The 23,441-nt window shown below is 62.8% G+C and carries 15 protein-coding genes and 1 tRNA gene; 12 read left to right on the top strand and 4 right to left on the bottom strand.

What is annotated here, in order from left to right:
* Nucleotides 1–56: 56 nt before the first annotated feature.
* Both A4A58_RS22890 and A4A58_RS22885 read right to left on the bottom strand, forming a co-directional pair.
* The gene (locus tag A4A58_RS22890; protein ID WP_204378197.1) at nt 57–914 is read right to left on the bottom strand and encodes an FkbM family methyltransferase; all 858 of its coding nucleotides are present in this window, start codon (nt 912–914) and stop codon (nt 57–59) included.
* 292 nt (nt 915–1,206) lie between these two features.
* Nucleotides 1,207–1,635 (bottom strand): DUF1801 domain-containing protein, encoded by a 429-nt coding sequence (locus tag A4A58_RS22885; RefSeq protein ID WP_068736477.1) that lies wholly within the window; start codon nt 1,633–1,635, stop codon nt 1,207–1,209.
* A 382-nt stretch (nt 1,636–2,017) separates the two neighbouring features.
* On the opposite strand from A4A58_RS22885, the gene A4A58_RS22880 reads away from it, so the two are divergent.
* From A4A58_RS22880 to A4A58_RS22860, 5 genes are all read left to right on the top strand, one after another.
* Nucleotides 2,018–3,106: a hypothetical protein gene (locus A4A58_RS22880; RefSeq protein ID WP_068736475.1), complete on the top strand. Its 1,089-nt coding sequence runs from the start codon at nt 2,018–2,020 to the stop codon at nt 3,104–3,106.
* Nucleotides 3,107–3,146: 40 nt separating this feature from the next.
* A complete protein-coding gene (locus A4A58_RS22875; RefSeq protein ID WP_068736473.1) occupies nt 3,147–5,921 on the top strand; it encodes a xanthine dehydrogenase family protein molybdopterin-binding subunit in 2,775 nt (924 codons plus the stop codon).
* A complete protein-coding gene (locus A4A58_RS22870) occupies nt 5,918–6,448 on the top strand; it encodes a (2Fe-2S)-binding protein (RefSeq protein ID WP_068736471.1) in 531 nt (176 codons plus the stop codon). Before A4A58_RS22875 ends, A4A58_RS22870 begins: the two co-directional genes overlap by 4 nt.
* Nucleotides 6,445–7,059 carry an Isoquinoline 1-oxidoreductase subunit gene (locus A4A58_RS22865; protein ID WP_068736469.1) on the top strand — a complete coding sequence of 205 codons (615 nt, stop codon included), beginning with the start codon at nt 6,445–6,447 and terminating at the stop codon, nt 7,057–7,059. The genes A4A58_RS22870 and A4A58_RS22865 overlap by 4 nt, the downstream gene beginning before the upstream one ends.
* Nucleotides 7,060–8,430: 1,371 nt before the next feature.
* Nucleotides 8,431–8,507 (top strand) — tRNA-Arg (locus tag A4A58_RS22860).
* A gap of 261 nt (nt 8,508–8,768) precedes the next feature.
* Here A4A58_RS22860 and A4A58_RS22855 read toward each other — a convergent pair.
* Nucleotides 8,769–9,122, bottom strand: coding sequence for a hypothetical protein (locus A4A58_RS22855; protein ID WP_139069918.1), 354 nt, complete (start codon nt 9,120–9,122; stop codon nt 8,769–8,771).
* A 507-nt stretch (nt 9,123–9,629) separates the two neighbouring features.
* Between A4A58_RS22855 and A4A58_RS22850 the strand changes: the two genes are divergently transcribed.
* The 6 genes from A4A58_RS22850 to A4A58_RS22825 are packed head-to-tail and all read left to right on the top strand — an operon-like array spanning nt 9,630 to nt 20,857.
* Nucleotides 9,630–14,849, top strand: coding sequence for an alpha-2-macroglobulin family protein (locus A4A58_RS22850; RefSeq protein WP_068736465.1), 5,220 nt, complete (start codon nt 9,630–9,632; stop codon nt 14,847–14,849).
* On the top strand, nt 14,846–17,071 hold the full coding sequence (gene pbpC, locus A4A58_RS22845; RefSeq protein ID WP_081422008.1) for a penicillin-binding protein 1C: 2,226 nt from the start codon (nt 14,846–14,848) through the stop codon (nt 17,069–17,071). The genes A4A58_RS22850 and pbpC overlap by 4 nt, the downstream gene beginning before the upstream one ends.
* 50 nt (nt 17,072–17,121) lie before the next feature.
* The gene (locus A4A58_RS22840) at nt 17,122–18,864 is read left to right on the top strand and encodes an ArnT family glycosyltransferase (protein WP_068736463.1); all 1,743 of its coding nucleotides are present in this window, start codon (nt 17,122–17,124) and stop codon (nt 18,862–18,864) included.
* Complete coding sequence (locus A4A58_RS22835; RefSeq protein WP_068736461.1) at nt 18,864–19,706, top strand: phosphatase PAP2 family protein; 843 nt, start codon at nt 18,864–18,866, stop codon at nt 19,704–19,706. The genes A4A58_RS22840 and A4A58_RS22835 overlap by 1 nt, the downstream gene beginning before the upstream one ends.
* Nucleotides 19,707–19,762: 56 nt before the next feature.
* Complete coding sequence (locus A4A58_RS22830; RefSeq protein ID WP_068736458.1) at nt 19,763–20,518, top strand: glycosyltransferase family 2 protein; 756 nt, start codon at nt 19,763–19,765, stop codon at nt 20,516–20,518.
* Nucleotides 20,519–20,857, top strand: coding sequence for a lipid-A-disaccharide synthase N-terminal domain-containing protein (locus A4A58_RS22825; protein ID WP_068736456.1), 339 nt, complete (start codon nt 20,519–20,521; stop codon nt 20,855–20,857).
* Nucleotides 20,858–20,883: 26 nt separating this feature from the next.
* Here the strand turns inward: A4A58_RS22825 and metC are convergent, their stop codons facing one another.
* Complete coding sequence (metC, locus tag A4A58_RS22820; protein ID WP_068736883.1) at nt 20,884–22,080, bottom strand: cystathionine beta-lyase; 1,197 nt, start codon at nt 22,078–22,080, stop codon at nt 20,884–20,886.
* A gap of 337 nt (nt 22,081–22,417) precedes the next feature.
* Here metC and A4A58_RS22815 point away from each other — a divergent pair, with 337 nt between their 5' ends.
* Nucleotides 22,418–23,434, top strand: coding sequence for an amino acid ABC transporter substrate-binding protein (locus A4A58_RS22815; RefSeq protein WP_068736454.1), 1,017 nt, complete (start codon nt 22,418–22,420; stop codon nt 23,432–23,434).
* Nucleotides 23,435–23,441: the final 7 nt, after the last annotated feature.

Here is a 23,441-nt window from a genome sequence, read left to right as displayed (position 1 = left end):
CACGCATCGGCGCGGTCTCTGCGCCGGACGACATGTTACGTCGGAACCGGAGAAGTTTAAAGTCTGCCGCCAGCTACTTTGGGGCGATTGGCCTGGAGCAGGGCGACATAGCGGTTCTTGGCATCGGGCGCGACGGCACCGCGGCTGGCCAGATGATGCACGCAATTCAGCGCCAGATCGAACGAGGCGTAGCAATGATGCGCGATCAGTGCGAGGTGCTTGAGCTGCTCGCTATCCATCGCCTCGGCCTGGATGAAATCCCGGACATAGACGACGTCGGCCTCGACGAGTTGATTGAAGGCAGCAGCAGGATTCGGCCCCATCATGGGCGCGATCATCTTCTTGTTGATGGCCACGAACATGTGCGGAATGAAGCCGAGGCTGCGCAGTTCGAGATCGATGTCGCCGAACACCGGCTGCTTCTCATAGAGCGGCACGAAGGAGACTTCGGTCTGAATGGCGACGGCCTTTGCCAGTTTGCTGCGACCGTTCCTGAACACCGACAGTTCGCCGCCCTGAATGTCGATCTTCAAGAGATCGATGTGCTCGATCTCGGCGATATCGTCGAGCCGCCGTGTATCGAGCGGGAGCCTGTCGACGACACGTCCGAGCTCGGTAAAATTCGGAAAGTGCGTGAGTGTTTTCGGCTCAGGCTGCAGCAGGCTGGCAAAGCCAATGCCACGGCAGATGTTCAGCGTATGGCTGCCGCCATCGCCGACGGCATAAGGAAGATAGGTCTCAAACGCGCCCTTGCATGCCTGCAGTTGCGCCAATGCCTGCGGATGCGGATCGAAACCGGTAACGCGGCAAAGTCCGCTTTGCAGCATCGGCTTATAGGGCGGGTCACCATCGATGGGGTTGGCGCCGATATCGACGACAGCGGTCGACCGCGCAGGCTGGAGTAGCGCGGACAAGCCATCATCGTTACGTCGACTCGCGCCGTGCATGCGTACCTTTCCTGCGAATGGTGCGACCATGCGTGCTTCAGCGAGTCCGATCTGTGTGTCAGAACGTCGCGCGACAATTCGGACGGTCAGGGCGCTTGCGCCGAAAAATGGGGGACGGAATGAAGCACCAACAGAGAGACGACGCCGCCCCATCCATCATTCACCGCTGTTCTGGATTGGCGTGGTTCTGTGCCTGGCAGCGATCGTCATCTATGTGATGTCCTACGATCTGTCGTGGCCGGTTGCTAAATAACGACGCTCACGCTTTCTTTGGCTTCTTCTTTGTCGAGGTGTTCAGCGCCAGCGCAGCGCGGATGAGCGCCTTCAGCGCCTTTTCATCGACCTTATCGCCTTCGTGAATATCGATGGCCCGCCGGGTGTTGCCGTCGAGGCTGGAGTTGAACAGGCCTGACGGGTCATCGAGCGATGCGCCCTTCGCAAAGGTCATCTTCACGACCGCCTTGTAGGTTTCGCCGGTGCAAATGATGCCCGCGTGTTCCCAGACCGGAACGCCGCGCCACTTCCATTCCTCGACCACGTCGGGGACAGCCTGCTTGATGATCCCTCGGACGCGAGCGAGCATCTCGCCGCGCCAGTCACCCAGCTCCGTGATCTTCGCGTCGATGAGCTGAGAGGGAGAACCTGCCTCGTCAATCCTCGTCGATTTGATGGACGTCTTTTTGGCCATGCGCTCCCCCTCCGACGCCCGGTGCCATACAGCCGTATTGGTGGTGCTTACCTACGTGTCGTGAAAGTAACCCCGCCTCTTTCGAGCGTCCAGCCTCCACTACAGGCGAACGAAAGTGGCTACGCACTGCGTATTCCGGATCGCGAACCAATTCCTGTGTCACGAAATTGCGTGTAACTTTGAGCCACCAGCGCTTTGCGTGATTCGTAGCATTTTTCTTATCCAGTTCAGTCGCATTCGAGAGCATTCCGCCCGTCACGGCGTGTTTGCTTTCATCAACTATGTCGCGACCATTTCTGCTGAATGGAAAGGCAGATTTTTAAGATGTGCTGCGTTAGTCGTGACAGTAGCAGTCGCCAACATGACTCGGAGGAGTCCGGATATGACGTATCGCCACGCTGTCGCTCTTGCAGCTGTCCTGTTGGGGGGCGTCGGCGCCGTCCATGCCCAGACCTTGCCGTCCTACATGGCGCCGATTTCGGGATTGACCGCGACAACGCCTGCCGAGACCGCCACCAAGGACATGCTCGCGCTCAACACCGGCATGTTCGAGCTCTACGGCGACGCAGCCAAAGTCTTCCGCGCCAATATCCTCGCCAAACATCCCGTGATCCTCGGCCTGTTTTCCGGCGCCGGCGGCAAATTCACGCTGTACCAGCCCGGCAAACCGCCGCTCGACGCGCCCTCGGTGCCGATAGTCTATCAGCTGCTCAAGTCGGTCGGCCACAGCACCATGGCACTGGCCGAAGTTGTCGGCCCCTATGTGAACAATCCCGACAACAAATCCTGGCTCGGTTCGATGAAAGCCTATCGCAGCCGCATGCAGTCGGCGCTGGATGGCCTCGATCTCACGCCCATGCAGGCCGACTGGCGCGACAACAACCGCACCATCCTGCAGAACAACCTGGCTTTCATGGACGAGTGCATCGCCAAGGGCGTTATCCCCTTCGATACGCTGGAGACATTTGGCAAGAAGCAGGCGCCGTTCCTTGCGAAGAACGTGACTTGGGCCGCGCAGACCCAGGTCAATCACTGGATGACCGTACTGGGCGACTGGAAGAAGATGCTGGGTCCCGATTGGGACAAGGCCTATGCCGCGAGCAACACGATTTATGTGGCACGGCAGAACAACGTGCTGTTCAGCGTGCTGGCGCAGTTCTTCCCGCCGGAGGCCATCAACGATCGCCTGCTGCTGATCGAGACCGTGTCGTTCACCACCACGCAAGCCGATATGCTGGAGTCGCTGACCCGCATCATCGCCGATCGCTCGGTGGGCTCGCTGTTCTTCGGCAACTATCATCTGATGGATTACGAATTGATGGGGGGCGACGCCCGCGCTGCCATCGTCGCCGAGAGCGCCAAGCGCGGCATGACGCCGTTCCTGCCGCCGGTGGTGCCGTTCGGCTCGAACCAGTGGCCGACACTGATCACCACTGGACCGGGGCCGGCCACCATCGCCGATCTCAAGTAATCGGCGCAGCGGCGGACGGCTGTCGATCAGGGGTGGAAGCATGCGGACTTCGCGTCGCGAGTTCATGAAATGGGTATCGGCGGGCGGTATTTCGCTCAGCCTGTCGCATCTAGCTGCGGCGGAGCCGGTGGCGTTCCCGGCACGCGAGACACTGCCGGGGCGGGGCAAGTTGAACCCCGCTATCGGCGGCGCCGGCCGTGTCGATGGCGTCGCCAAGGTCACCGGCTCGAAACTCTATGCGTCGGATTTCCGGGCGAATGATCTGCCGGGCTGGCCGGCCAAGACCTCGCATGCGATTTTGGTGCGCGCGCCCGATGCCACCCATGTCTATCTTGGCATGGACCTCGCGCGGCTGAGCGGAGCGCTGAAGCCTACGGTGATCGTCACCGCGGCGGATCTCGCCAGGATCAACATCCGCGTTCCCGCCTATTATGAAGGCGATCTGTTCTGTCCCGTCGGCAAGACGCCGCTCTATATGGGCCAGCCCGTTGCGCTGCTGATCTTTGAGCAGTTCGACACCTATGACCGCGCGCGGATCGCCTTGCGCGACGGCACCTTCGTGCAGTTTGGCGAGGAGACCGGCCCGATCGTAATGCCGAATTATGCGGCGTATCGTTTCACCCGCGTTGCCGGCGCCACGCCCGATGCGCCCGATGTCTACTCGCCGGTCCTTGCCGGCTGGGTCACGCCCGGCCGTACCCAGGCGTCCGCGCTGCCGGTATGGTCCTCGACCGCGCACAAGAACGAGGCCGGTTACGAGAAGGCTGCCGTGCACGGCGACAAAATCCGCGCCGAGATCGCCGCCAGCGAGTCTTCGGCTCTGGTACTGGACCGCACCTTCGATACGCAGTCTGTCGATCCGATGTTTATGGAGCCGGAATGCGGGCTGGGCTGGTACAACGCAAAAGACAAGGCGCTCGAACTGGTGCTGGGCGTGCAGTCGCCCTATGAAGCGGCGGAATCAATCGCGTTTCTGCTTGGCGAAACCAAGGCGCCGTTCAAGCCGAGTGCGATCAACGCGCAATTCGCCTATGTGGGGGGCGGTTTCGGCGGCCGCGACCATACGCCATTCATTTTCTATGTGACGCTGGCGGCGATATTCTTCCCGGACCGTCCGGTGCGGCTGGCGCACGATCGGTATCAGCAATTTCAGGCTGGCATCAAACGCCACGCCATCAAGATGCGCTCGCGCATGTCTGTCGATCGCGCCTCTGGCAAGATCACGGCCTTCGCCGCCGATCACGTGCTCGATGGCGGTGGTCTCGCCAATTTCTCGGCCAATGTCGCCACCTGCGCCGCAACGGCCGCGATTGGTATCTATGACGTGCCGAAGGTCGATGTGACGACTGTGGCAGAGCATACCCGCGGCGTGACCGCGGGCTCGATGCGCGGCTACGGCTCGCTGCAGACCATGACTGCGCTGGAAGTTCTGATCGACGAGGCGGCGCTTGCGCTCAAGCTAGATCCCATCGACTTCCGGCGACGCAATGCCCTGAAGCAGGATGGCCGCACCATGACCGGCAATCCCTATATCGTCTCGGTGCGGAGCTTAGAGGTTCTCGACAAGCTCGAGCAGCACCCGATCTGGCAGCAACGAGCTGCAGAGAAGGCGCGCGCGGCCAGTGGCATATTGGTCGGCACCGGCGTCGCCTGTGTGACCAAGGACTACGGCACCGGCGGCGATAGTTCGAACGGTCGCGTTGAACTCAGCCCCGACGGCAGGATCGCGATCTTCTGCGACCATGTCGAGATGGGCAACGGCATTGGCACGGCGCTGGCCAATCGCGTCGCATTGCATCTCGGCAGCATTGCTGACGAGGTGGCGGTGTCGCAGGTCGGCGTGTTCGATGCGATGGAGCTGGTGACCTCCGGCGATTGCTACACCATGGACCAGAAGACCCAGGACAAGGCCGAGAAGGATCCGCGCTGGGTGCCGTCGATCAGTTCGGCCACGTCAGCCTCCATCGGCGCCCATGTCGGTACCCATGCCGCGGCGGAAGCCGCGCGGGTGATCTTCCGCTTCGGTCTGTGGCCGGCGGCGCTGGCGCTATGGAATATCGGCCCGCGCGATCCACGCGCCAAGGACTTTGCCAAGGCGCAGTGGAAGGACGGACAGCTCACGATGGCGGGCCTGCCGTCGCTGCCGCTGGACAAACTTGCCGCCGCGGCCCATGCACGCAATCTGGTCACCGGCGCCGTGGCGCACGGGTTCTCGCGCTGGGCGTGGGCACGCGCACGTTTCCCCATTAATGGCGAGCAGTATCGCGCCGAGATCGACGGGCTCGCGCTGCGTCGTGGCGCCGGCAAATTCACGCGCATCAACCGCGCCAGCGTGTTGTTCCCGCCAACCGATAACAACCGGATGGGCACGGCCTATACAGCGGCATGCGGCGCAACGGTGCGTGTCGAGATCGAGAAAGCGACCGGCGTGCTGCGCATCGCCAAAGCCTATACCGCATTCGAATGCGGGCAGGCGCTGGTGCCGGAGGTTGTCCTCGGCCAGGCCCAAGGCGGCTTCGCCATGGGCGTCGGCTACGCGCTGCTGGAAACGCTGCCGCCGTTCGAGGGCGGCCCCGGCAACGGGCAATGGAATCTCGGTCAGTATCTGGTGGCGCGCGGATCCGACCTGTCGCTGCGCGATGTCGAGATCGAGCTGATGCCGCCGCTGACGCCGGACGAATTACCGAAGGGCATGGCCGAGGTGGTGATGATCCCCATCGTGCCGGCATTGCTCAACGCCATCCAGGACGCCATCGGACACCGCTTCGCGGCGTTGCCGGTGACACAGGCCATGCTCAAGGGAGCGCTCGCGTGACGACACTGGGCATCACCATTAACGGACAGGTCCATGCGCCCACCGAGGTGCGCGACGATCTCTCCATGAACGACTTCCTGCGTGAATATCTGGGCATGACCGGCACCAAGTTCGGCTGCGGCGCCGCGCAGTGCCTGAGCTGTGTCGTGATCGTCGACGAGCCCGACGGCACCTGCCACACCAATCCGACCTGTGTGACCTCGGCGGCAAGCTTCCACGGCAAGACCATTCGCACGGTCGAGGGCCACGCAAAGAACGGCGAGCTGTCGCCGTTGCAGAAGGCCTTCATCAGGCATTTCGCGTTCCAGTGCGGTTACTGTACCGCCGGTTTTCTCAATGAAGGGCAGGTGCTGCTCGAGCAGCTGGCCAAGACACCTGTGCCGCGCGCGGGCCTTGAAGAGAGGATCGCCGAGGCGCTCGACGGGCATCTGTGTCGCTGCACCGGCTACTTCAAATATCATGAGGCCGTGCTCGACGTGATCCTCAGCGACGCGAAGCGCTATCTCATGCAGGAGCCGCGCGGATGAGAGCCGAGACACGCGTCAAGACTCTGGTTGTCGTCGCGACGCTGGGGATGAGCATGCTCACGGCCTATGCGGCCGGGCAGGGCGCGTCAAAAGGGTTGGCTAGTCCGGAGAGTTTCAATGGCATCGCCGATACCAATGCGCGCTCCGCGGCGATCTTCACCGAACTCGGCAAGGTGCTGACGCATCCGCGCTGCGTGAACTGCCATCCCGCCGGCGACATGCCGCGGCAGGGCGATGCGCAGCGCCTGCATCAACCGCCGGTCGCTCGCGGAGCCGATGGTCACGGCACCGCGGCGATGCGCTGCAACTCCTGTCACAAGGATGCCAATTTCGAGCCGGGCCGCATCCCCGGTCATCACGAATGGCACCTCGCGCCGCGCGAGATGGCATGGGAAGGCAAGACTGTTGCCGAGATCTGCGTGCAGATCAAAGACCCCGCGCGTAATGGCGGCCGCAAGGTCGAGGATCTGATCGACCACATCAGCAAGGACACTCTGGTTGGCTGGGCCTGGGCGCCGGGTTACGGACGTGCGCCTGCGCCTGGCACGCAGGCCGAGGCGGGCGCTCTCGTGGAAGCGTGGGCGAAGACAGGCGCGGCGTGTCCGGGGTGATGCCACGACGCCATTTCATTGGACATGATGGCGATCCCAGCAGGATTCGAAGCTGCAATCCACGGAGTAGTAGCCCGCTATATGACCAGCGAAATCGTGGAGATGCGGTGACCGTGTACTATCGACGTACTGCGCGGCGAGCAGTTGGTCGATGTCTTTCGAAGATCGGCGCGAGTTCTAATAAGCGCACAACCCGACATAACGTCGTCCCCCCGGAGAAACAACATGACCTTCGCTGCTCTTGCGGCGGCGTTGCCTTAGCGTAGCACCGCTTCAACGTTGGATGCGCAATCCTCTTCGATACTACAATGTGTCCAGTTACCGCTCGTCCTTGTTCTCGCGCGATTTAGATCGTTCAGAAAGGAAAACAAGGAACTGAAGGACACACCGTAAGTTTGAAGACCGCTTTTGAAAGTTGGTCATTTCATTCATACGGAGTAACGCTATGTCGAAAAGCGCATTGCTTGCTTGTGCGATTATCTGCTTTGCATCACAGGCTGAAGCCCGCAAGGGAAGTCATCACCGAGCGCACGCGTGGTGTGGGACATATCTCAGCAAATACCTTCACCAATCCGATCGACGTCTTGCTCGTGCTCGCGAATGGGCGCGCGTTGGTTCGAGCGCCGGAGGCCCGGGCATTGGAGTAGTTGTGGTCTGGCCACATCATGTCGGGATCATAACGGGGCAAGCTTCCAACGGCGAATGGATAGTACACAGTGGCAATGATGGCGGCGCGATAAGAACTCGTCCTCGATCAGTTTCGCGCGCTATCGCTTTCCGTCGCGTTTAACGACATCGTCAGCGTCGCCACGCGTTCTTGGCTAATCCCGGTAAGTGGGTCTCGCTTCAGCATTCCCGGCGAAGCGCTGCACTAGGACGCCATTTACTAACGTGCAGCCGACGGTGATGGTTGTGATCGACGCAGGACTACACAAGCGACTTGGTGAATGCTTGAGAGGTATCGGACATTTGCCGTCGTCTCAAACGCGAGGTGCGCCAAGATCATCCCGATGTCTTCGCGGTGCTTGCAGAAGAAAGCATCGAGCAACTTGTACTGTCGCACCGTGTTGCCGACGGCCGCAGGTTCGTCGCGATGCCACGTGCGATCCAAACTCATTGCTTACGCAGCATGCCTGAGGCGGTCTCGACTATCGTCGTTTCGAGAGAATGGTTCTGGAATATCGTGTTGCGTCCGTCTTGCGCGCACTCGTCGGGACCAAACGGGACAGCTGTAATTTGACTTAGAGAAAACGAGTCACCGCAGATCAAGCCAGACGCGGACGCCGATCAGAGGCCTTGAAAGCATCCCGCGAATCCCGCCATTTTGCCCGGTCTGTCCAAGCCATACCGACGATGGTATGACGACGCGCCGGTCCCATAGCTCAACTGGATAGAGTAACGGATTTCTACTCCGTGGGTTGCAGGTTCGAATCCTGCTGGGATCGCCAGTATTTTCTCACAAAATCAAATATTTGGCGCCGTATCGCATTCGCTTTGCATGCTGTCCGTGCTGCTGCGTGCCAGCGCCCCCAGTCTGGCCTTTCTCTTGCTGATTGAGCGGTGAACCCGCGATTTCAGCCAGAAAGTGTGCCGACTTGATCCGCTTTTCGTCCCAAAACCGAACGTCCGTCTGTGCCTTTGACGTCGCTCCGATTCCTGTCCCGTTCAGGGATCGTCTCGCAGATTCGGCGTCGGCAGACTGGCGGCCCTTAAGGCTCCGACGGCGGGGGCCGCGATGGTGGTTTGCCGTCCTTGCCATTGTCACTGGAGATGCCGCGCTGGCCGGTCTCGCCTGGCTCGCCGTCGACGTCATCCTCAAATAGCTGCTCCGGGAAGCCGTATTGCCTGGTCACGAAACGGCCGGCCATATAGGAGATCTGGCACGCGATCAGACATCCCGTCGTGACCGCAACGCCGCCCAGCGCCGAAAATCCCTGGCTCCACGTGATGGTGGCGGACAGGACAGCGACCAGCACGGTCGTCACGACAATGACCCAGACGGGGCCGACGAGTCCGACGGCAAGGCCCGCCAGTGAACTTGTCGCCAAAAGAAGTTCGATCATGATGCGATGCGCCCAGAAGGGCCGAGCGGTCGGGTGATCGCCGTGATCATCCGTGCCGCAAGGCGCACCCATCTGACCGCAGCAGGAGGACTTGGGTACCCGTGATCTCCGGTCGTCCCCAGCAGGCTGTTTTTAGTCTTAACGTGTCGCGTTTGATTAAAACGCGCGGGGCGATGACGAGTGGGACGGGGCCGGTTGCACGCCCGCAGATGGCCGAAAATCTGTCATCAAAATCGTCAGCGCGTGCTCGAACCGATTCCCACACAGGCGCGACCAATCGGCGGTGAGGTGGCTTTGCTTTCGGCGGGGCCCGCCGCCATGATGCCCGCGGCTTGCGCGTGGGGCTGCGATTTGAGTTACCCGGGTTCGTCACATGATGTTGCCAGCAATTGTCGTGTCTCGCGTTGCGCCGGTCGAGAGACTCGCGAACAAGCTGGCCATGAGTCCGTCACCGTTCTTACGCACATTTGAATCCGCGCGGCATTCGTCCGTGCAGGGGAGTTGTCCATGATTGGTCTGGTTCGCGCCGTCACTGTCTGCGCCACGCTGGCGTTCGGCCTCGTCTCGGCTCACGCGGCCGACAAGGCTTTCCGACGGGATGAGCTGGCGGATTCAGCGATCAAGCTCGAGGCGCAGATCAAGAGCGAGGCGGGGCCTGTCGCCAAGAGCGCGGCAACGCTGCGCACCGACGCGGACGCGGCCTTCAAACGCTCCGATTTCCGCGCCGGTCTGCAGACGCTGGGCCAGATCGTGGCGATTGCGCCCGATGACAGCGCCAACTGGCTGCGGCTTGCCAAGACGATCTTCCAGATCCGCCCGGCAACCTCCTCGGAAACGACGTTCCTGCGCGAGCGCGCCGCGACAGCCGCCTATATCGCCTATCAGCGCGCTGGCAATGCCGGCGAGGAGGCCGAGGCGCTGGCCGTGCTTGGCCGGGCCATGGAAGAACGCAAGCTGTGGCGCCCGGCGCTGGACGCGCTGCGCCTGTCGCTCGAGATGCGCGAGGTCGCCGACGTGCGCGGTCAATACGAGAAGCTCCGCGACGATCACGGCTTCCGTTTGCTCGATTACACAGTGGACTCGGATTCCGCCTCGCCGCGAGCCTGTTTCCAGTTTTCCGAAGAACTCGCCAAGCGAGTGGATTTCGCGCCGTTCCTGGCGCTGGCCGGCAGCGACAAGCCGGCACTGACCTCCGAGGACAAGCAGCTCTGCGTCGAAGGCCTCAAGCATGGCGAGCGCTACAATATCAACCTGCGCGCCGGCCTGCCGTCGACGGTGAAGGAGAGTCTGCCGAAATCGGCCGAGTTCAACATCTATGTGCGCGACCGCAAGCCGTTCGTGCGCTTCACCGGCCGCGCCTATGTGCTGCCGCGCACAGGCCAGCAGGGCATCCCCGTGGTCTCGGTCAATACCCAGGCGGTCACCGTCAATGTGTTCCGGATCGGCGACCGCAACCTGATCAATACCGTCATCGGCAGCGACTTCCAGACGGCGCTGAGCAAATACCAGCTCGAAAGCCTCGGCGACGAGCGCGGCATGAAGGTCTGGACCGGCGAGCTGGCCACGGCGTCGACGCTGAATGCCGACGTCACCACTGCATTCCCTGTCGATCAGGCCATCGGCGAGCTGCAGCCAGGCGTCTATGTGATGACCGCCGCGGCCAAGGGGCCGGGGTCCGGCAGCGGTGACGACGATGGCTCGCTGGCGACCCAGTGGTTCATTGTCTCGGACCTCGGCCTGACCGCCTTCTCGGGCAATGACGGCATCCACGTCTTCGTCAATTCGCTCGCTTCGACCGATCCGCTGGCCAAGGCCAACGTCCGCCTCGTGGCGCGCAACAACGAGATTCTCGCGACCAGGAAGACCGACGACTCCGGCCATGTGCTGTTCGAGGCGGGGCTCGCCAAGGGCGAGGGCGGTCTGTCGCCTGCATTGCTGACGGTCACCAGTGACAAGAACGACTATGCATTCCTCAGTCTGAAATCGAATGCCTTCGACCTTTCGGATCGTGGCGTCTCGGGCCGTGCGGTTCCTGCCGGTGCCGATGCCTTCGTCTATGCCGAGCGCGGCGTCTATCGTTCCGGCGAGACGGTCTATCTCACCGCGCTGTTGCGTGACGGACAGGGCAATGCCGTCACCTCGGGCCCAATGACCCTCGTCGTCGAGCGTCCGGATGGCGTCGAGTTCCGCCGCGCTGTCCTGCAGGACCAGGGCGCAGGCGGTCGCAGCCTGACGCTGCCGCTGAACTCTGCGGTCCCAACCGGCACCTGGCGTGTCCGCGCCTTTACTGATCCGAAGGCGCCGTCGATCGGCGAGACCACCTTCATGGTCGAGGATTACGTCCCGGATCGGATTGAATTCGACATATCTTCCAAAGACAAGCTGATTAAAGCTAATGCTCCTGTAGAACTTAAGGTGGATGGTCGCTTCCTCTATGGCGCGCCCGCGTCGGGCCTGCAGCTCGAAGGCGATCTGCTTGTCAGCCCTGCCGCGAACCGCCCAGGATTCGCCGGCTACCAGTTCGGCGTGGCCGACGAGGAAAGCGCCAGCAACGAACGCACGCCGATCGAGGGGCTGCCCGAAGCTGACGCTAATGGCGTCGCCACGTTCCCGGTCAGCCTTGCCAAGCCGCCGTCCTCGACCCGGCCGCAGGAAGCGCAGATCTTCATCCGTATGACCGAAGCCGGCGGTCGCGCCGTCGAGCGCAAGTTCGTGCTGCCGGTTGCGCCTACTGCGCCGATGATCGGCGTCAAGCCACTGTTCAAGGACAAGAACGTTGCCGAGGGCGATAACGCCGCCTTCGACGTGGTGGTCGTGTCGCCGGAGGGAACCTCGCTGGCGCGCAGCGGGCTTCGTTACGAATTGCTCAAGATGGAATCCCGCTACCAGTGGTACCGGCAGAATTCGTCCTGGGATTACGAGCCGGTCAAGTCGACCAAACGCGTGGCCGATGGCGATCTCACCATCGCCGCCAATGCGCCCGCGCGCATCTCGCTGCAGCCGCAGCCCGGCCGTTATCGTCTCGACGTGAAATCGAATGAAGCCGATGGTCCGATCACCTCGGTGCAGTTCGATGTCGGCTGGTATTCCGACGGCAGTGCCGACACGCCGGACCTGCTGGAGACCTCCATCGACAAGCCGGAATATCTGTCGGGCGACACCATGACCGTGTCGGTCAATGCCCGCACCGCCGGCCGCTTGACCATCAATGTGCTCGGCGACCGCCTGCTGACGACTCAGAACACCGCCGTCAAGGAAGGGCAGTCGCAGATCAAGATCCCGGTCGGCAAGGACTGGGGCACGGGCGCATATATCGTGGCGACGCTGCGCCGGCCTCTCGATGCCGCCGCCAAGCGGATGCCGGGCCGTGCCATCGGTTTGAAGTGGTTCGGCATCGACAAGAAGGCGCGCACGCTCGACGTGGCACTGTCGCCGCCGGCGCTGATCCGGCCCAGCACGACGCTGAAGCTGCCGGTGAAACTCGGCGGGCTCAATCCCGGTGAGGACGCCAAGATCGTCGTTGCCGCGGTCGATGTCGGTATTCTCAACCTGACCAATTACAAGCCACCGGCGCCCGATGACTATTATCTCGGCCAGCGCCGCATGACGTCGGAAATTCGCGACATCTATGGGCAGTTGATCGACGGCATGCAGGGCACCCGCGGTCAGCTACGCACTGGCGGCGATAGCGCCGGCGCGCAGATCGAGGGCTCGCCGCCCACGCAGAAGCCGATGGCGCTGTATTCCGGCATCGTCACCGTGGCCGCCGACGGCACGGCGCAGATCGAATTCGAGATCCCCGAATTCGCCGGCACCGCCCGCGTGATGGCCGTGGCCTGGACCGCGACCAAGCTCGGCCGCGCCACGGTGGACGTCACGGTGCGCGATCCCGTGGTGCTGACGGCGACGCTGCCGCGGTTCCTGTTGTCCGGCGACAAGGGCACCATGAGCTTCGACCTCGACAATGTCGAAGGCATGGCCGGTGACTACACCATCGCAGTGAAGACTTCGGGGCCCGTCAAGGTGACCGGAAATCCGGCTACGACGATCAAGCTCGCCGCCAAGCAACGGACCTCGATGGCGCTGGCCATCGATGCATCCGGTGCCGGCACGGCGCAGTTCGATGTCGATATCAAGGGACCGAATGGCCTGACGCTGGCGCGGCACTATGTGCTCGACGTCAAGGCCGCCACCCAGGTTCTGGCGCGGCGCTCGATCCGCACGCTGGCGAAGGGCGAGAGCCTGACGCTGACATCGGACATGTTCTCCGATCTCGTGGCGGGCACCGGCGGCGTCTCGCTGTCGGTCAGCCTGTCGACCGCACTGGATGCCGCAACGATCCTGAAGGCACTGGATCGCTATCCCTATGGCTGCTCCGAGCAGATCACCAGCCGCGCGATGCCGCTCCTCTATGTGAACGATCTCGCGGCCGGCGCGCATCTGGCGATGGATACCGGTGTCGATCAGCGCATCAAGGACTCCATCGACAGACTACTGGCGCGTCAGGGCTCGAACGGTTCGTTCGGCCTGTGGTCGGCGGGCGGCGACGACGCCTGGCTGGACGCTTATGTCACGGACTTCCTGACCCGCGCGCGCGAGAAGGGGTTCGTGGTGCCGGACGTGCTGTTCCGTGCAGCGCTGGACCGCGTACGCAATTCGGTCGTCAATGCTGACGAGCCGGAAAAAGACGGCGGCCGCGATCTCGCTTACGGCCTCTATGTGCTGGCCAAGAACGGTACCGCGCCGATCGGCGATCTGCGCTATCTCGCCGATACCAAGCTGAAGAACCTGGCAACGCCGATTGCCAAGTCGCAGCTGGCGGCGGCACTGGTGCTGGTCGGTGACCGGGCCCGTGCCGAGCGTGTCTATGCGGCAGCAGTTGAGAGCCTCGCGCCAAAGCCGATCATCGAGTTCGGCCGCGTCGATTACGGCTCGGCGTTGCGCGATGCTGCGGCACTGGTCTCGCTTGCCAGTGAAGGCAATGCGCCGCGGGCAACGCTGACGCAGGCCGTCCAGCGCGTCGAGGCCGCGCGCGGCCTGACGCCGTTCACCTCCACGCAGGAGAATGCGTGGCTGGTGCTGGCGTCGCGTGCGCTGGCCAGGGAAGCGAATACGCTGGCGCTGGACGTCAACGGTTCGCCGGTGAAGACCGCGCTCTATCGGAGCTACAAGGCAGCGGAGATGTCCGGGCAGCCGATCAAGATCACCAACACTGGCGATACGCCGGTGCAGGCGGTCGTCTCGGTGTCCGGTTCGCCGATCACGCCGGAGCCGGCGGCATCCAACGGCTTCAAGATCGAGCGCAATTACTTCACGCTCGACGGCAAGCCCGCAGACGTCACCAAGGCTAAGCAGAACGATCGCTTTGCCGTGGTGCTGAAGATCACCGAGGCCAAGCCGGAATACGGGCACATCATGGTGGCCGACTATCTCCCGGCTGGTTTCGAGATCGACAATCCGCATTTGGTGTCGTCGGGTGACAGCGGCACGCTGGACTGGATCGAGGATGGCGAAGAACCCGAGAACACCGAATTCCGCGATGACCGCTTCACGGCGGCGATCGACCGGAAGAGCGACGACAAGGCGGTGTTCACGGTCGCCTATATTGTTCGCGCGGTGTCGCCCGGGAAATACGTGCTGCCGCAGGCCTATGTGGAGGACATGTATAATCCGTCGCGCTACGGACGGACGGGTACGGGCTCGATCGAGGTCGCGAAAGCGAAATGAGCGAGGTGGCCTCCACACCACACACTCCGTCATCCCCGGGCTTGCCCCGGGGATCCATCTTGAACGCCGCGGGTGATGCAAAGGTGGATGGCCGGGTCCAACCCAGCCATGACGTAGGGAGAGGGCGGAGCGTGAATGGGAGGGGGTGGTCCTGCTTGCGGAAGGTCGCCGTTACTGTGTCCGCTTTTGTGGTCCTGAGTGGTGCAACCATCGCCGCATGGATGGCCTCCCTTGGTCCGCTTCCGCTCGAACAGGCCCGCAAGATCTCAACCACCGTCATCGACCGCAACGGCAAACTCCTGCGCGCCTATGCCATGACCGATGGACGCTGGCGGTTGCCGGTCGACGCGAAGACATCCGTCGACTCGGGCTATCTCAACATACTGCTGGGCTATGAAGACAAGCGCTTCTACAGCCATCATGGCGTCGATCCGCTGGCGCTCGCCCGCGCCGCGCTTCAACTCGTGACGCGGGGCGAGATCGTGTCGGGCGGCTCGACCATCACCATGCAACTCGCACGGCTGATCGAACCGCGGCAGCAACGCTCGATATCGGCGAAGATCAGACAAGCCGTCCGAGCGCTGCAGATCGAGCGGCAGATGAGCAAGGATCAGATCCTCGATCTCTATCTGGCGCTGGCGCCGTTCGGCGGCAATCTCGAAGGTCTTCGCGCCGCGTCGATCGCCTATTTCGGCAAGGAGCCCAAACGGCTGTCGCTGGCGGAATCTGCATTGCTCGTAGCGCTGCCGCAATCGCCGGAACACCGCCGGCTTGATCGCCATCCCGGCAATGCCCGCGTGGCGCGCGACCGCGTGCTCGAACGTATGGTCGGCGAGGGCAGGGTGTCGGCTGCCGATGCCATGCAGGCGAAATCCGTCAGCGTGCCAAAGCTGCGCAAGCCGATGCCGATCCTGGCGCCGCATTCGGCGGATCAGGCGACATCACTGCACAAGGATCGCTCGATTATCAGGCTCGCGCTCGATGCGGGTATCCAGCGTGCGCTTGAAGGCCTCGCGCGTGATCGCGCGGCGACGCTGGGCAACAATATCTCCATCGGCCTCATCGCTGTCGATAACGAGAGCGGCGACGTGCTCGCCCATGTCGGATCGCCCGATTATTTCGACGATCGCCGCGCCGGGCAGGTCGACATGACCCGCGCGGTGCGCTCGCCCGGTTCGACGCTGAAGCCGTTTATCTACGGCCTCGCCTTTGAAGATGGCTTCGTGCATCCGGAAAGCCTGATCGAGGATCGGCCGGTGCGCTTCGGCAGTTACGCGCCCGAAAATTTCGACATGAGCTTTCAGGGCACCGTGCCGGTGCGCAAGGCGCTGCAGCTCTCACTGAATGTGCCGGCTATTGCGCTGTTGGATCGTGTTGGCGCGTCGCGGTTGTCGTCACGGCTCAAACAGGCGGGCGGCAATCTGGTGCTGCCGCCGGGTGAGGCACCCGGTCTCGCCATGGGTCTCGGCGGCGTCGGCATTACGCTGCAGGACCTCGTCCAGCTCTATACGGGCGTGGCGCGGCTCGGCAGTTCGAAGCCGCTGCGGGAGATCATGCAGGCCAATGGCGGCGACGATCGCGAGTCGTTGCGGCTGATGGACCCGGTCGCAGCCTGGCAGGTTGGCAATGTCCTGATCGGCACGCCGCCGCCGGAGAATGCCGCGCATAACCGGATCGCCTTCAAGACCGGCACCAGCTACGGCTATCGCGACGCTTGGTCGGTCGGTTTCGACGGACGGATGACCATCGGCGTCTGGGTCGGCCGGCCCGATGGCGCGCCGGTGCCCGGCCTGGTCGGTCGCACGGCCGCGGCTCCGATCCTGTTCGATGCCTTTGCCCGGACCGGCAAGCTGCCGGCTCCGTTGCCGAAGGCGCCCAAGGGCGTGCTGATGGCCAGTAATGCAAAATTGCCGCTGCCGCTGCGTCGGTTCCGCCCGGTCGGCGAGTTGATCCGGACAGGCAGCGATCAGGCCCTGCACATCCAGTTCCCGCTGAACGGTTCCCGGATCGATGCCAGTGGCGGCGAGGGGCAGCTTTCGGCAGTGCCGGTCAAGGTGGCCGGCGGGGTGCTGCCCATGACCGTTCTGGTCAACGGCATGGCCGCCGGGGAACTCGACAGCCGGCGCCAGCGGCTGGTCGATCCGCCTGGTCCGGGTTTCGTCCGGCTGACGGTCATGGACGCCATGGGCACCGCAGACACAGTTGTGGTCAGAATCCAATAAGCGCGGGCTAACTGGTTGTCCGGTCGGCGGTTTCAGCGTATGCGACAGGCATGGCCGAGACCTATCCAAGACCCCGATTTGGCGCCCCGCGCGAGCCGAAAACCCGTGTCGATCCAGGCAGCAGGCTGGTGCGCGTGCTTGATTTCGTCAGCTCCGGCCATGCCCGCGCAGTCGCGTTCCTGACCATTTGCGGGTTCCTGTTCTTCCTGCCCGGCTTCTTCACTATCCCGCCGATCGACCGGGACGAAGCGCGCTTCGCGCAGGCGACCAAGCAGATGGTCGAGACCGGCGATTTCGTCGACATCCGGTTCCAGGACGAGGTCCGCTACAAGAAGCCGGTCGGCATCTACTGGATGCAGGCGGCCGTGGTCGAGACCGCCGACGCGCTGGGCTTGCAGAACGCCGAAGTCCGCATCTGGCTCTACCGGGTGCCATCGCTGATCGGTGCCATTGGTGCAGTGTTGCTGACCTACTGGACCGGGCTGGCCTTCCTGGCGCGGCGCGGCGCCGTGTTGGCTGCGCTGATCATGTGCAGTTCGGTCTTGCTCAACGTCGAGGCACGGCTCGCCAAGACCGACGCCATGCTGCTGCTGACCGTCATTGCCGTGATGGGCGCGATGGCGCGAATTTACCTGGCGTGGCAGCGCGGCGAGGAGGCCGACAAGGCCCGCTGGCAGGAGCCGGCGGTGTTCTGGACGGCGATGGCGATCAGCATTCTCGTCAAGGGACCGCTGATCCTGATGTTCGTCGGGCTAACGATCATTGCACTGGCAATCATGGATCGCTCGGTCGCGTGGCTGTGGCGATTACGGCCGCTGGTTGGCGTCGTCTGGATGCTGTTGCTGGTGCTGCCGTGGTTTGTCGCAATCTTCCTGAAGTCGGGGCAAGCGTTCTTCTCCAATTCGCTCGGCGGCGACATGTTGAGCAAACTGGCTGCACAGGAATCCCACGGCGCGCCTCCGGGCATGTATTTCCTGCTGTTCTGGATCACCTTCTGGCCCGGAGCACCGCTGGCCGGTATGGCCACGCCGGCGATCTGGCGCGCGCGACGCGAACCCGGCGCACAATATTTGCTGGCCTGGCTGATCCCATCCTGGATCGTGTTCGAAGTCGTGATGACCAAGCTGCCGCATTACGTGCTGCCGCTCTATCCGGCGATCGCCATCCTCGTCATCGGTGCGCTTGAGCGCCAGGTGCTGGCACGCAATTGGCTGGCGCGCGGTGCGGCCTGGTGGTTCGCGATCCCGGCGCTGACCGCTGTGGTCGCCGAGATCGGTGCCGTCGCGATCGTCCGCCATCCGGTGTTTCTGGCCTGGCCATTTGCCGCCGCAGCACTGGTCTTCGGCCTGTTTGCCTGGTGGCTGTATGATAACGCCCGCGCAGAACGCTCGTTGCTGAATGCGGTTGTGGCCTCGCTGTTCATGAGCGCCGCCTTTTACGGCGTGCTGCTGCCGTCGCTCCGACCGCTGTTTCCAAGCGTGCAGATCGCACGTGCACTGCGTAACGTGGTCTGCGTCGGTCCCAAGGCTGCGGCAGCGGGATATCACGAGCCGAGCCTGGTGTTCATGACCGGCACATCCACACAACTCACTGATGGCGCCGGCGCGGCGGATTTCCTCGGGCAGGGCAGCTGTCGCTTCGCGCTTGTCGAACTGCGTTCGGAGCGCCAGTTCGCGATGCGCGCCGAGGCCATCGGCCTGCGCTACAACATGGCAACCCGCATCGACGGCTATAACTTCTCGCAGGGCAAAGCGATTTCGGTGGCGATCTATCGCTCCGAAGGGACCGAGTAATGATAGCCCCGGACAAATCGCAGCCACAGACCTATCTGTCGCAACTCGTTGCGCTGGTCTGGCAGTCGTTCGCACAGCTTGTTCGCGCACCGTCGCATTCGCGGCGTGCCGAAGCTGCGCGTTATTGGGCGCGCCGTTCGCTGGTGCTTGGCGCCGTGACAGCCGTGATCATCATCGCGCTGATGTTCATCGTCGATGCGACCGAGATCGGACTGATGCCGGCGCGGGGCACGGCTGGCCTGTGGCCGCTGCGTATCTTCACTGACTTCGGCAAGGACGAATATGTCCTGCTGGCGTTGTTCGCGTTTATGATCGTTCTGGCCCTGCTGGCGCCGCTGCGGCACGGCATGTCGCGCGCCGTACTTGTCAGCTTCGGCACGCGCATTCAGTACATCTTCCTGTCGGTCGCGCTGTCGGTCTTCGTGGCTGAAATCATCAAAGGCATGCTCGGCCGTGGCCGGCCTTTCGTCAGTGGCGCGGCGGATCCTTTCCACTTTTCGCATTTCGCCTGGACGCCGGCCTATGCCAGTTTCCCGTCGGGGCATGCGACTACCAGTTTCGCATTGGCTTTCGCGGTCGCCGCGCTCTGGCCGCGGCTGCGCACGGTGATGATCGTCTATGCGGTCGCGATCTGCGCCAGCCGTCTCGTCCTGCTGGCGCATCACGCCAGTGACGTGGTCGGCGGCGGGCTGGTCGGCTGGATTGGCGCCATGACGGTGCGATACTGGTTTGCGGCCCGACATCTGGCGTTCACCATTCACCAGGACGGCACGATCGACCCGCTGCCAGGGCCGTCCGCAGGCCATCTCAAAAGGGTTGCCCGCGGGACCGCGGCCCCATAATAAGCGGTCTTCGCCGGGCCGGCTGCGACAAGTTCCCGCAGGACTGCCCTCCAACCATGAGCTCCGATTTGTCCGCTCCCGAAGCTGCCCCCGTCGACGTCTCCATTGTCGTGCCCGTGCGCAACGAGCAGGACAATGTCGCGCCTTTGATCGCCGAGATCACCGCTGCGCTCGACGGCCGCTGGCCCTACGAGATTATCTACGTCAATGACGGCTCGACCGACGCCACGCCGGCTCGGCTGGCCGAGCTGATGCAGACGCGCAGCAATCTGCGCCGCATCGACCACGCCGCATCGTCGGGCCAGTCGGCCGCCGTGCGTACCGGCGTGCGCAACGCCCGCGGTGCCATCGTGGCCACGCTGGATGGCGATGGTCAGAACAATCCGGCGTTCCTGCCCAACCTGATTTCGGCCATTCAGGATGGCGGCGGCCGCGTTGGTCTCGCCGCCGGGCAGCGCGTTGGCCGCAAGGATACCGGCTTCAAGAAAGCGCAATCGAAGATTGCCAATGCTGTCCGCAACGCGATCCTCAAGGACGGTACCCGCGATACCGGCTGCGGTCTGAAGGCGTTCCGCCGCGATGTATTCTTGTCGATGCCTTATTTCGATGGTTTGCATCGCTTCCTTCCGGCGCTGGTGCGCCGTGAGGGCTTCGACATCGCCTATGTCGATGTCACCGATCGGCCGCGCCATTCCGGTGTGTCCAATTATGGATTTTTCGATCGGCTCTGGATCGGCATCATGGATCTCGCCGGCGTCTGGTGGTTGATCCGCCGCAAGCGTACGACGCCGGTCGCAACCGAGTTCAAATAAATGCTGATTCAATATGGTCAGGCGCTTGGCGATTATATCTACGACGTCTTCGTCGCGAAGTTCGATTTCTGGCTCGCCTTTGGCCTGATCGCGCAGCTGCTGTTTACCGCGCGTTTTCTCGTGCAATGGATTTCCAGCGAACGCGCCGGACAGAGCGTTGTGCCGATGGCGTTCTGGTTTTTCTCCATGGCTGGCGGGTTCATGACGCTGATCTACGGCATCGCCAAGCGCGAGCCGGTGATCATCCTCGGCCAGGCTTTTGCCACCGTAATCTATGTCCGCAACATCATGCTGATCATCAAGAACCGCGGCAGCGGATCAAAGACGCTCGATAGCTGAGCGTCTTCGTCTGGCGTCCTCACCGATCAAAGCGCCGCGTTGAATGCCGCCAGGCCTCGCTCCAGATCGGCCTTCAGATCATCGACACTTTCCAGCCCGATATGAAACCGCAGCGCGGGGCCGCCGGGTGCCCATGTCGTCGCGCTCCGATAGTCCGAGCAGTCGAACGGGATGACGAGGCTCTCGAAGCCGCCCCAGGAATAGCCCATGCCGAACAGCTTGACGGTGTCGAGCAGAGCATCGACGGCCTTCTGCGGCGACGGCTTCAGGATGATGCTGAACAGGCCGGATGCGCCTGTAAAGTCGCGTTTCCAGATGGCGTGACCGGGATGGCTGGGCAAAGCGGGATGCAGCACCTTCAGCACTTCGGGGCGGGTCTCCAGCCACCGGGCCATCTCCAGCGCCGAGCGCTGATGATGCGCGAGCCGCACCGACATCGTGCGTAGCCCGCGCAGCGCGAGGAAGACGTCGTCCGGGCCGGCGCATGTCCCGAGCAGCCTGATGCCTTCGCTAATCAGCGGCCAGGCTGCGTCATTGGCGGAGATGGTGCCGAACATGATGTCCGAGTGGCCGCCGATATATTTAGTTGCCGCCTGGATGCTGATATCGACGCCCTGTTCGAGCGAGCGATGATACAGCGGCGTGGCCCAGGTGTTGTCGTCGAGCACCAGCGCGCCGCGTGCATGCGCGATGCTGGCAATGAGAGGCACATCCGGCATTTCGAAGGATTGTGAGCCCGGCGCTTCGACCAGGACGGCGCGGGTATTCGACTTGAACAGCGCTTCGATGCCGGCGCCGATCAGCGGATCGAAATAGGTAGTCTCGATGCCGTAGCGTGCCAGCATGCCGTTGCAGAAATTGCGTGTCGGCCGATAGGCGCTGTCGCTGACAAGGAGATGATCGCCGGCCTTGAGCACCGAGAGCAGGGCGGTCGAGATCGCGGCGAGGCCCGATGGCACGAGTCCCACGCCGGCACATTTCGGGCCCTCCAGCGCCATCAGCGCTTCCTGCAATGCCTTGGTGGTCGGTGTGCCGTGGCGGCCATATTGAAACTCGCCGCGATGCGCATGGAGATCGTTGGCGGTCGGATACAGCACCGTGGAGCCGCGCACGACCGGCGGATTGACGAAGCCCCTCTGCGATTTGGTGTCGCGGCCGGCGGTGACGATCACGGTGTCCGTGTCGAGCGAGGTGGTGCCGTGATTGTCGTTCGAAGCTGTCATAATGGGGCCGCCGGTCTGCAGGTGTTGCAAGGCCATTGGCATCTCGGTTGCCGAATGGCTGGTTCCGTCACTAAGAGGACACTGAAGATGGCCGTCAACCCCTTGACCCGGCTGGCTGATCGTTCTCTGTTGCGGACCTCGTCGATCCCCTGCGGCACGTTGAGGGGCCTGCCGCGAAATCTGCGATTTCCTGCTGATTCGTACGGTCTTTTTAGATCGTCTCTGCTGTAGTTCGCCTTTCCGGTCGGGCCATTCACGGCTATGGAACTGATCCGTAGGCTCGTCATTCAATTCTTTGCGTCGACCGAGCGTCCTGACGTCCCCAAAGAGGCCTTACATGAAACGCGCAACCTTGATGTTCTCTCTCGCTCTTGCCGCCAGTCTGACCGCGCAAGGCGCATCTGCGCAGACGCTCAAGACCGTGAAGGATCGCGGCATGCTGTCCTGCGGCGTCACCCAGGGCTTGCCGGGTTTCTCGGCGCCGGATGACAAGGGCAACTGGGTGGGCTTCGATGTCGACTTGTGCCGCGGCATCGCGGCGGCGATCTTCAACGATGCCGCCAAGGTGAAATATGTGCCGCTCTCGGCGAAGGATCGCTTTACTGCTTTGCAGTCCGGCGAGATCGATGTGCTGTCGCGCAATACGACCTGGACCCTGTCGCGCGATACGTCGCTTGGCGTGAACTTCGCCGGTATCAATTACTATGACGGCCAGGGTTTTCTGGTCCGCAAGGCGCTCAAGGTGAATTCGGCACTCGAGCTCAACAGCGCCTCGATCTGCCTGCAGACCGGCACGACCAACGAACAGAATGTTGCCGACTATTTCAAGGGTAACAACATGAAGTATGAAGTGATCGCGTTCTCGACCGCCGACGAGACCATCAAGGCCTATGAGTCCGGTCGCTGCGACGTGTTCACCGCCGATATCTCGCAGCTCTATGCCGAGCGCCTGAAGCTCACCGTGCCTGCAGATCATGCCGTGCTGCCTGAGGTGATTTCCAAGGAGCCGCTTGGCCCATTGGTGCGTCATGGCGATGATCAGTGGCTCGATGTGGTGCGCTGGACGCTGTTCGCGATGGTCAATGCGGAAGAGCTCGGGATTACCCAGAAGAACGTCGATGACCAGGCGAAGTCCGACAAGCCGGAGCTGAAGCGCATCTTCGGCACCGACGGCAATCTCGGCGAAACGCTGGGCCTCACCAAGGACTGGTTCGCGCGCATCATCAAGGCGACGGGCAATTACGGCGAGGTGTTCGACCGCAATGTCGGCGCAGGCTCCAAGCTCGGGATCTCGCGCGGACTGAACCAGCTCTGGAATAAGGGCGGCATCCAATACGCGCCGCCGATCCGCTGAGCGCATC

It is taken from the genome of Tardiphaga robiniae, assembly GCF_001618955.1.
In the GTDB taxonomy this organism is placed as follows: domain Bacteria; phylum Pseudomonadota; class Alphaproteobacteria; order Rhizobiales; family Xanthobacteraceae; genus Tardiphaga; species Tardiphaga robiniae_A.
Note: the sequence above shows the minus strand (reverse complement) of the source record. Positions and strands in the feature narration are given on the sequence as shown.

Excerpts from the sequence above, each read along its gene's own strand:
- A4A58_RS22825 (WP_068736456.1), top strand. The coding sequence starts at position 20,519 with ATGCTGATTCAATATGGTCAGGCGCTTGGCGATTATATCTACGACGTC.
- A4A58_RS22885 (WP_068736477.1), bottom strand. The coding sequence starts at position 1,635 with ATGGCCAAAAAGACGTCCATCAAATCGACGAGGATTGACGAGGCAGGT.
- A4A58_RS22880 (WP_068736475.1), top strand. The coding sequence starts at position 2,018 with ATGACGTATCGCCACGCTGTCGCTCTTGCAGCTGTCCTGTTGGGGGGC.
- A4A58_RS22840 (WP_068736463.1), top strand. The coding sequence starts at position 17,122 with ATGGCCGAGACCTATCCAAGACCCCGATTTGGCGCCCCGCGCGAGCCG.
- A4A58_RS22835 (WP_068736461.1), top strand. The coding sequence starts at position 18,864 with ATGATAGCCCCGGACAAATCGCAGCCACAGACCTATCTGTCGCAACTC.
- A4A58_RS22850 (WP_068736465.1), top strand. The coding sequence starts at position 9,630 with ATGATTGGTCTGGTTCGCGCCGTCACTGTCTGCGCCACGCTGGCGTTC.
- A4A58_RS22865 (WP_068736469.1), top strand. The coding sequence starts at position 6,445 with ATGAGAGCCGAGACACGCGTCAAGACTCTGGTTGTCGTCGCGACGCTG.
- A4A58_RS22830 (WP_068736458.1), top strand. The coding sequence starts at position 19,763 with ATGAGCTCCGATTTGTCCGCTCCCGAAGCTGCCCCCGTCGACGTCTCC.
- pbpC (WP_081422008.1), top strand. The coding sequence starts at position 14,846 with ATGAGCGAGGTGGCCTCCACACCACACACTCCGTCATCCCCGGGCTTG.
- A4A58_RS22815 (WP_068736454.1), top strand. The coding sequence starts at position 22,418 with ATGAAACGCGCAACCTTGATGTTCTCTCTCGCTCTTGCCGCCAGTCTG.
- A4A58_RS22875 (WP_068736473.1), top strand. The coding sequence starts at position 3,147 with ATGCGGACTTCGCGTCGCGAGTTCATGAAATGGGTATCGGCGGGCGGT.
- A4A58_RS22855 (WP_139069918.1), bottom strand. The coding sequence starts at position 9,122 with ATGATCGAACTTCTTTTGGCGACAAGTTCACTGGCGGGCCTTGCCGTC.
- metC (WP_068736883.1), bottom strand. The coding sequence starts at position 22,080 with ATGACAGCTTCGAACGACAATCACGGCACCACCTCGCTCGACACGGAC.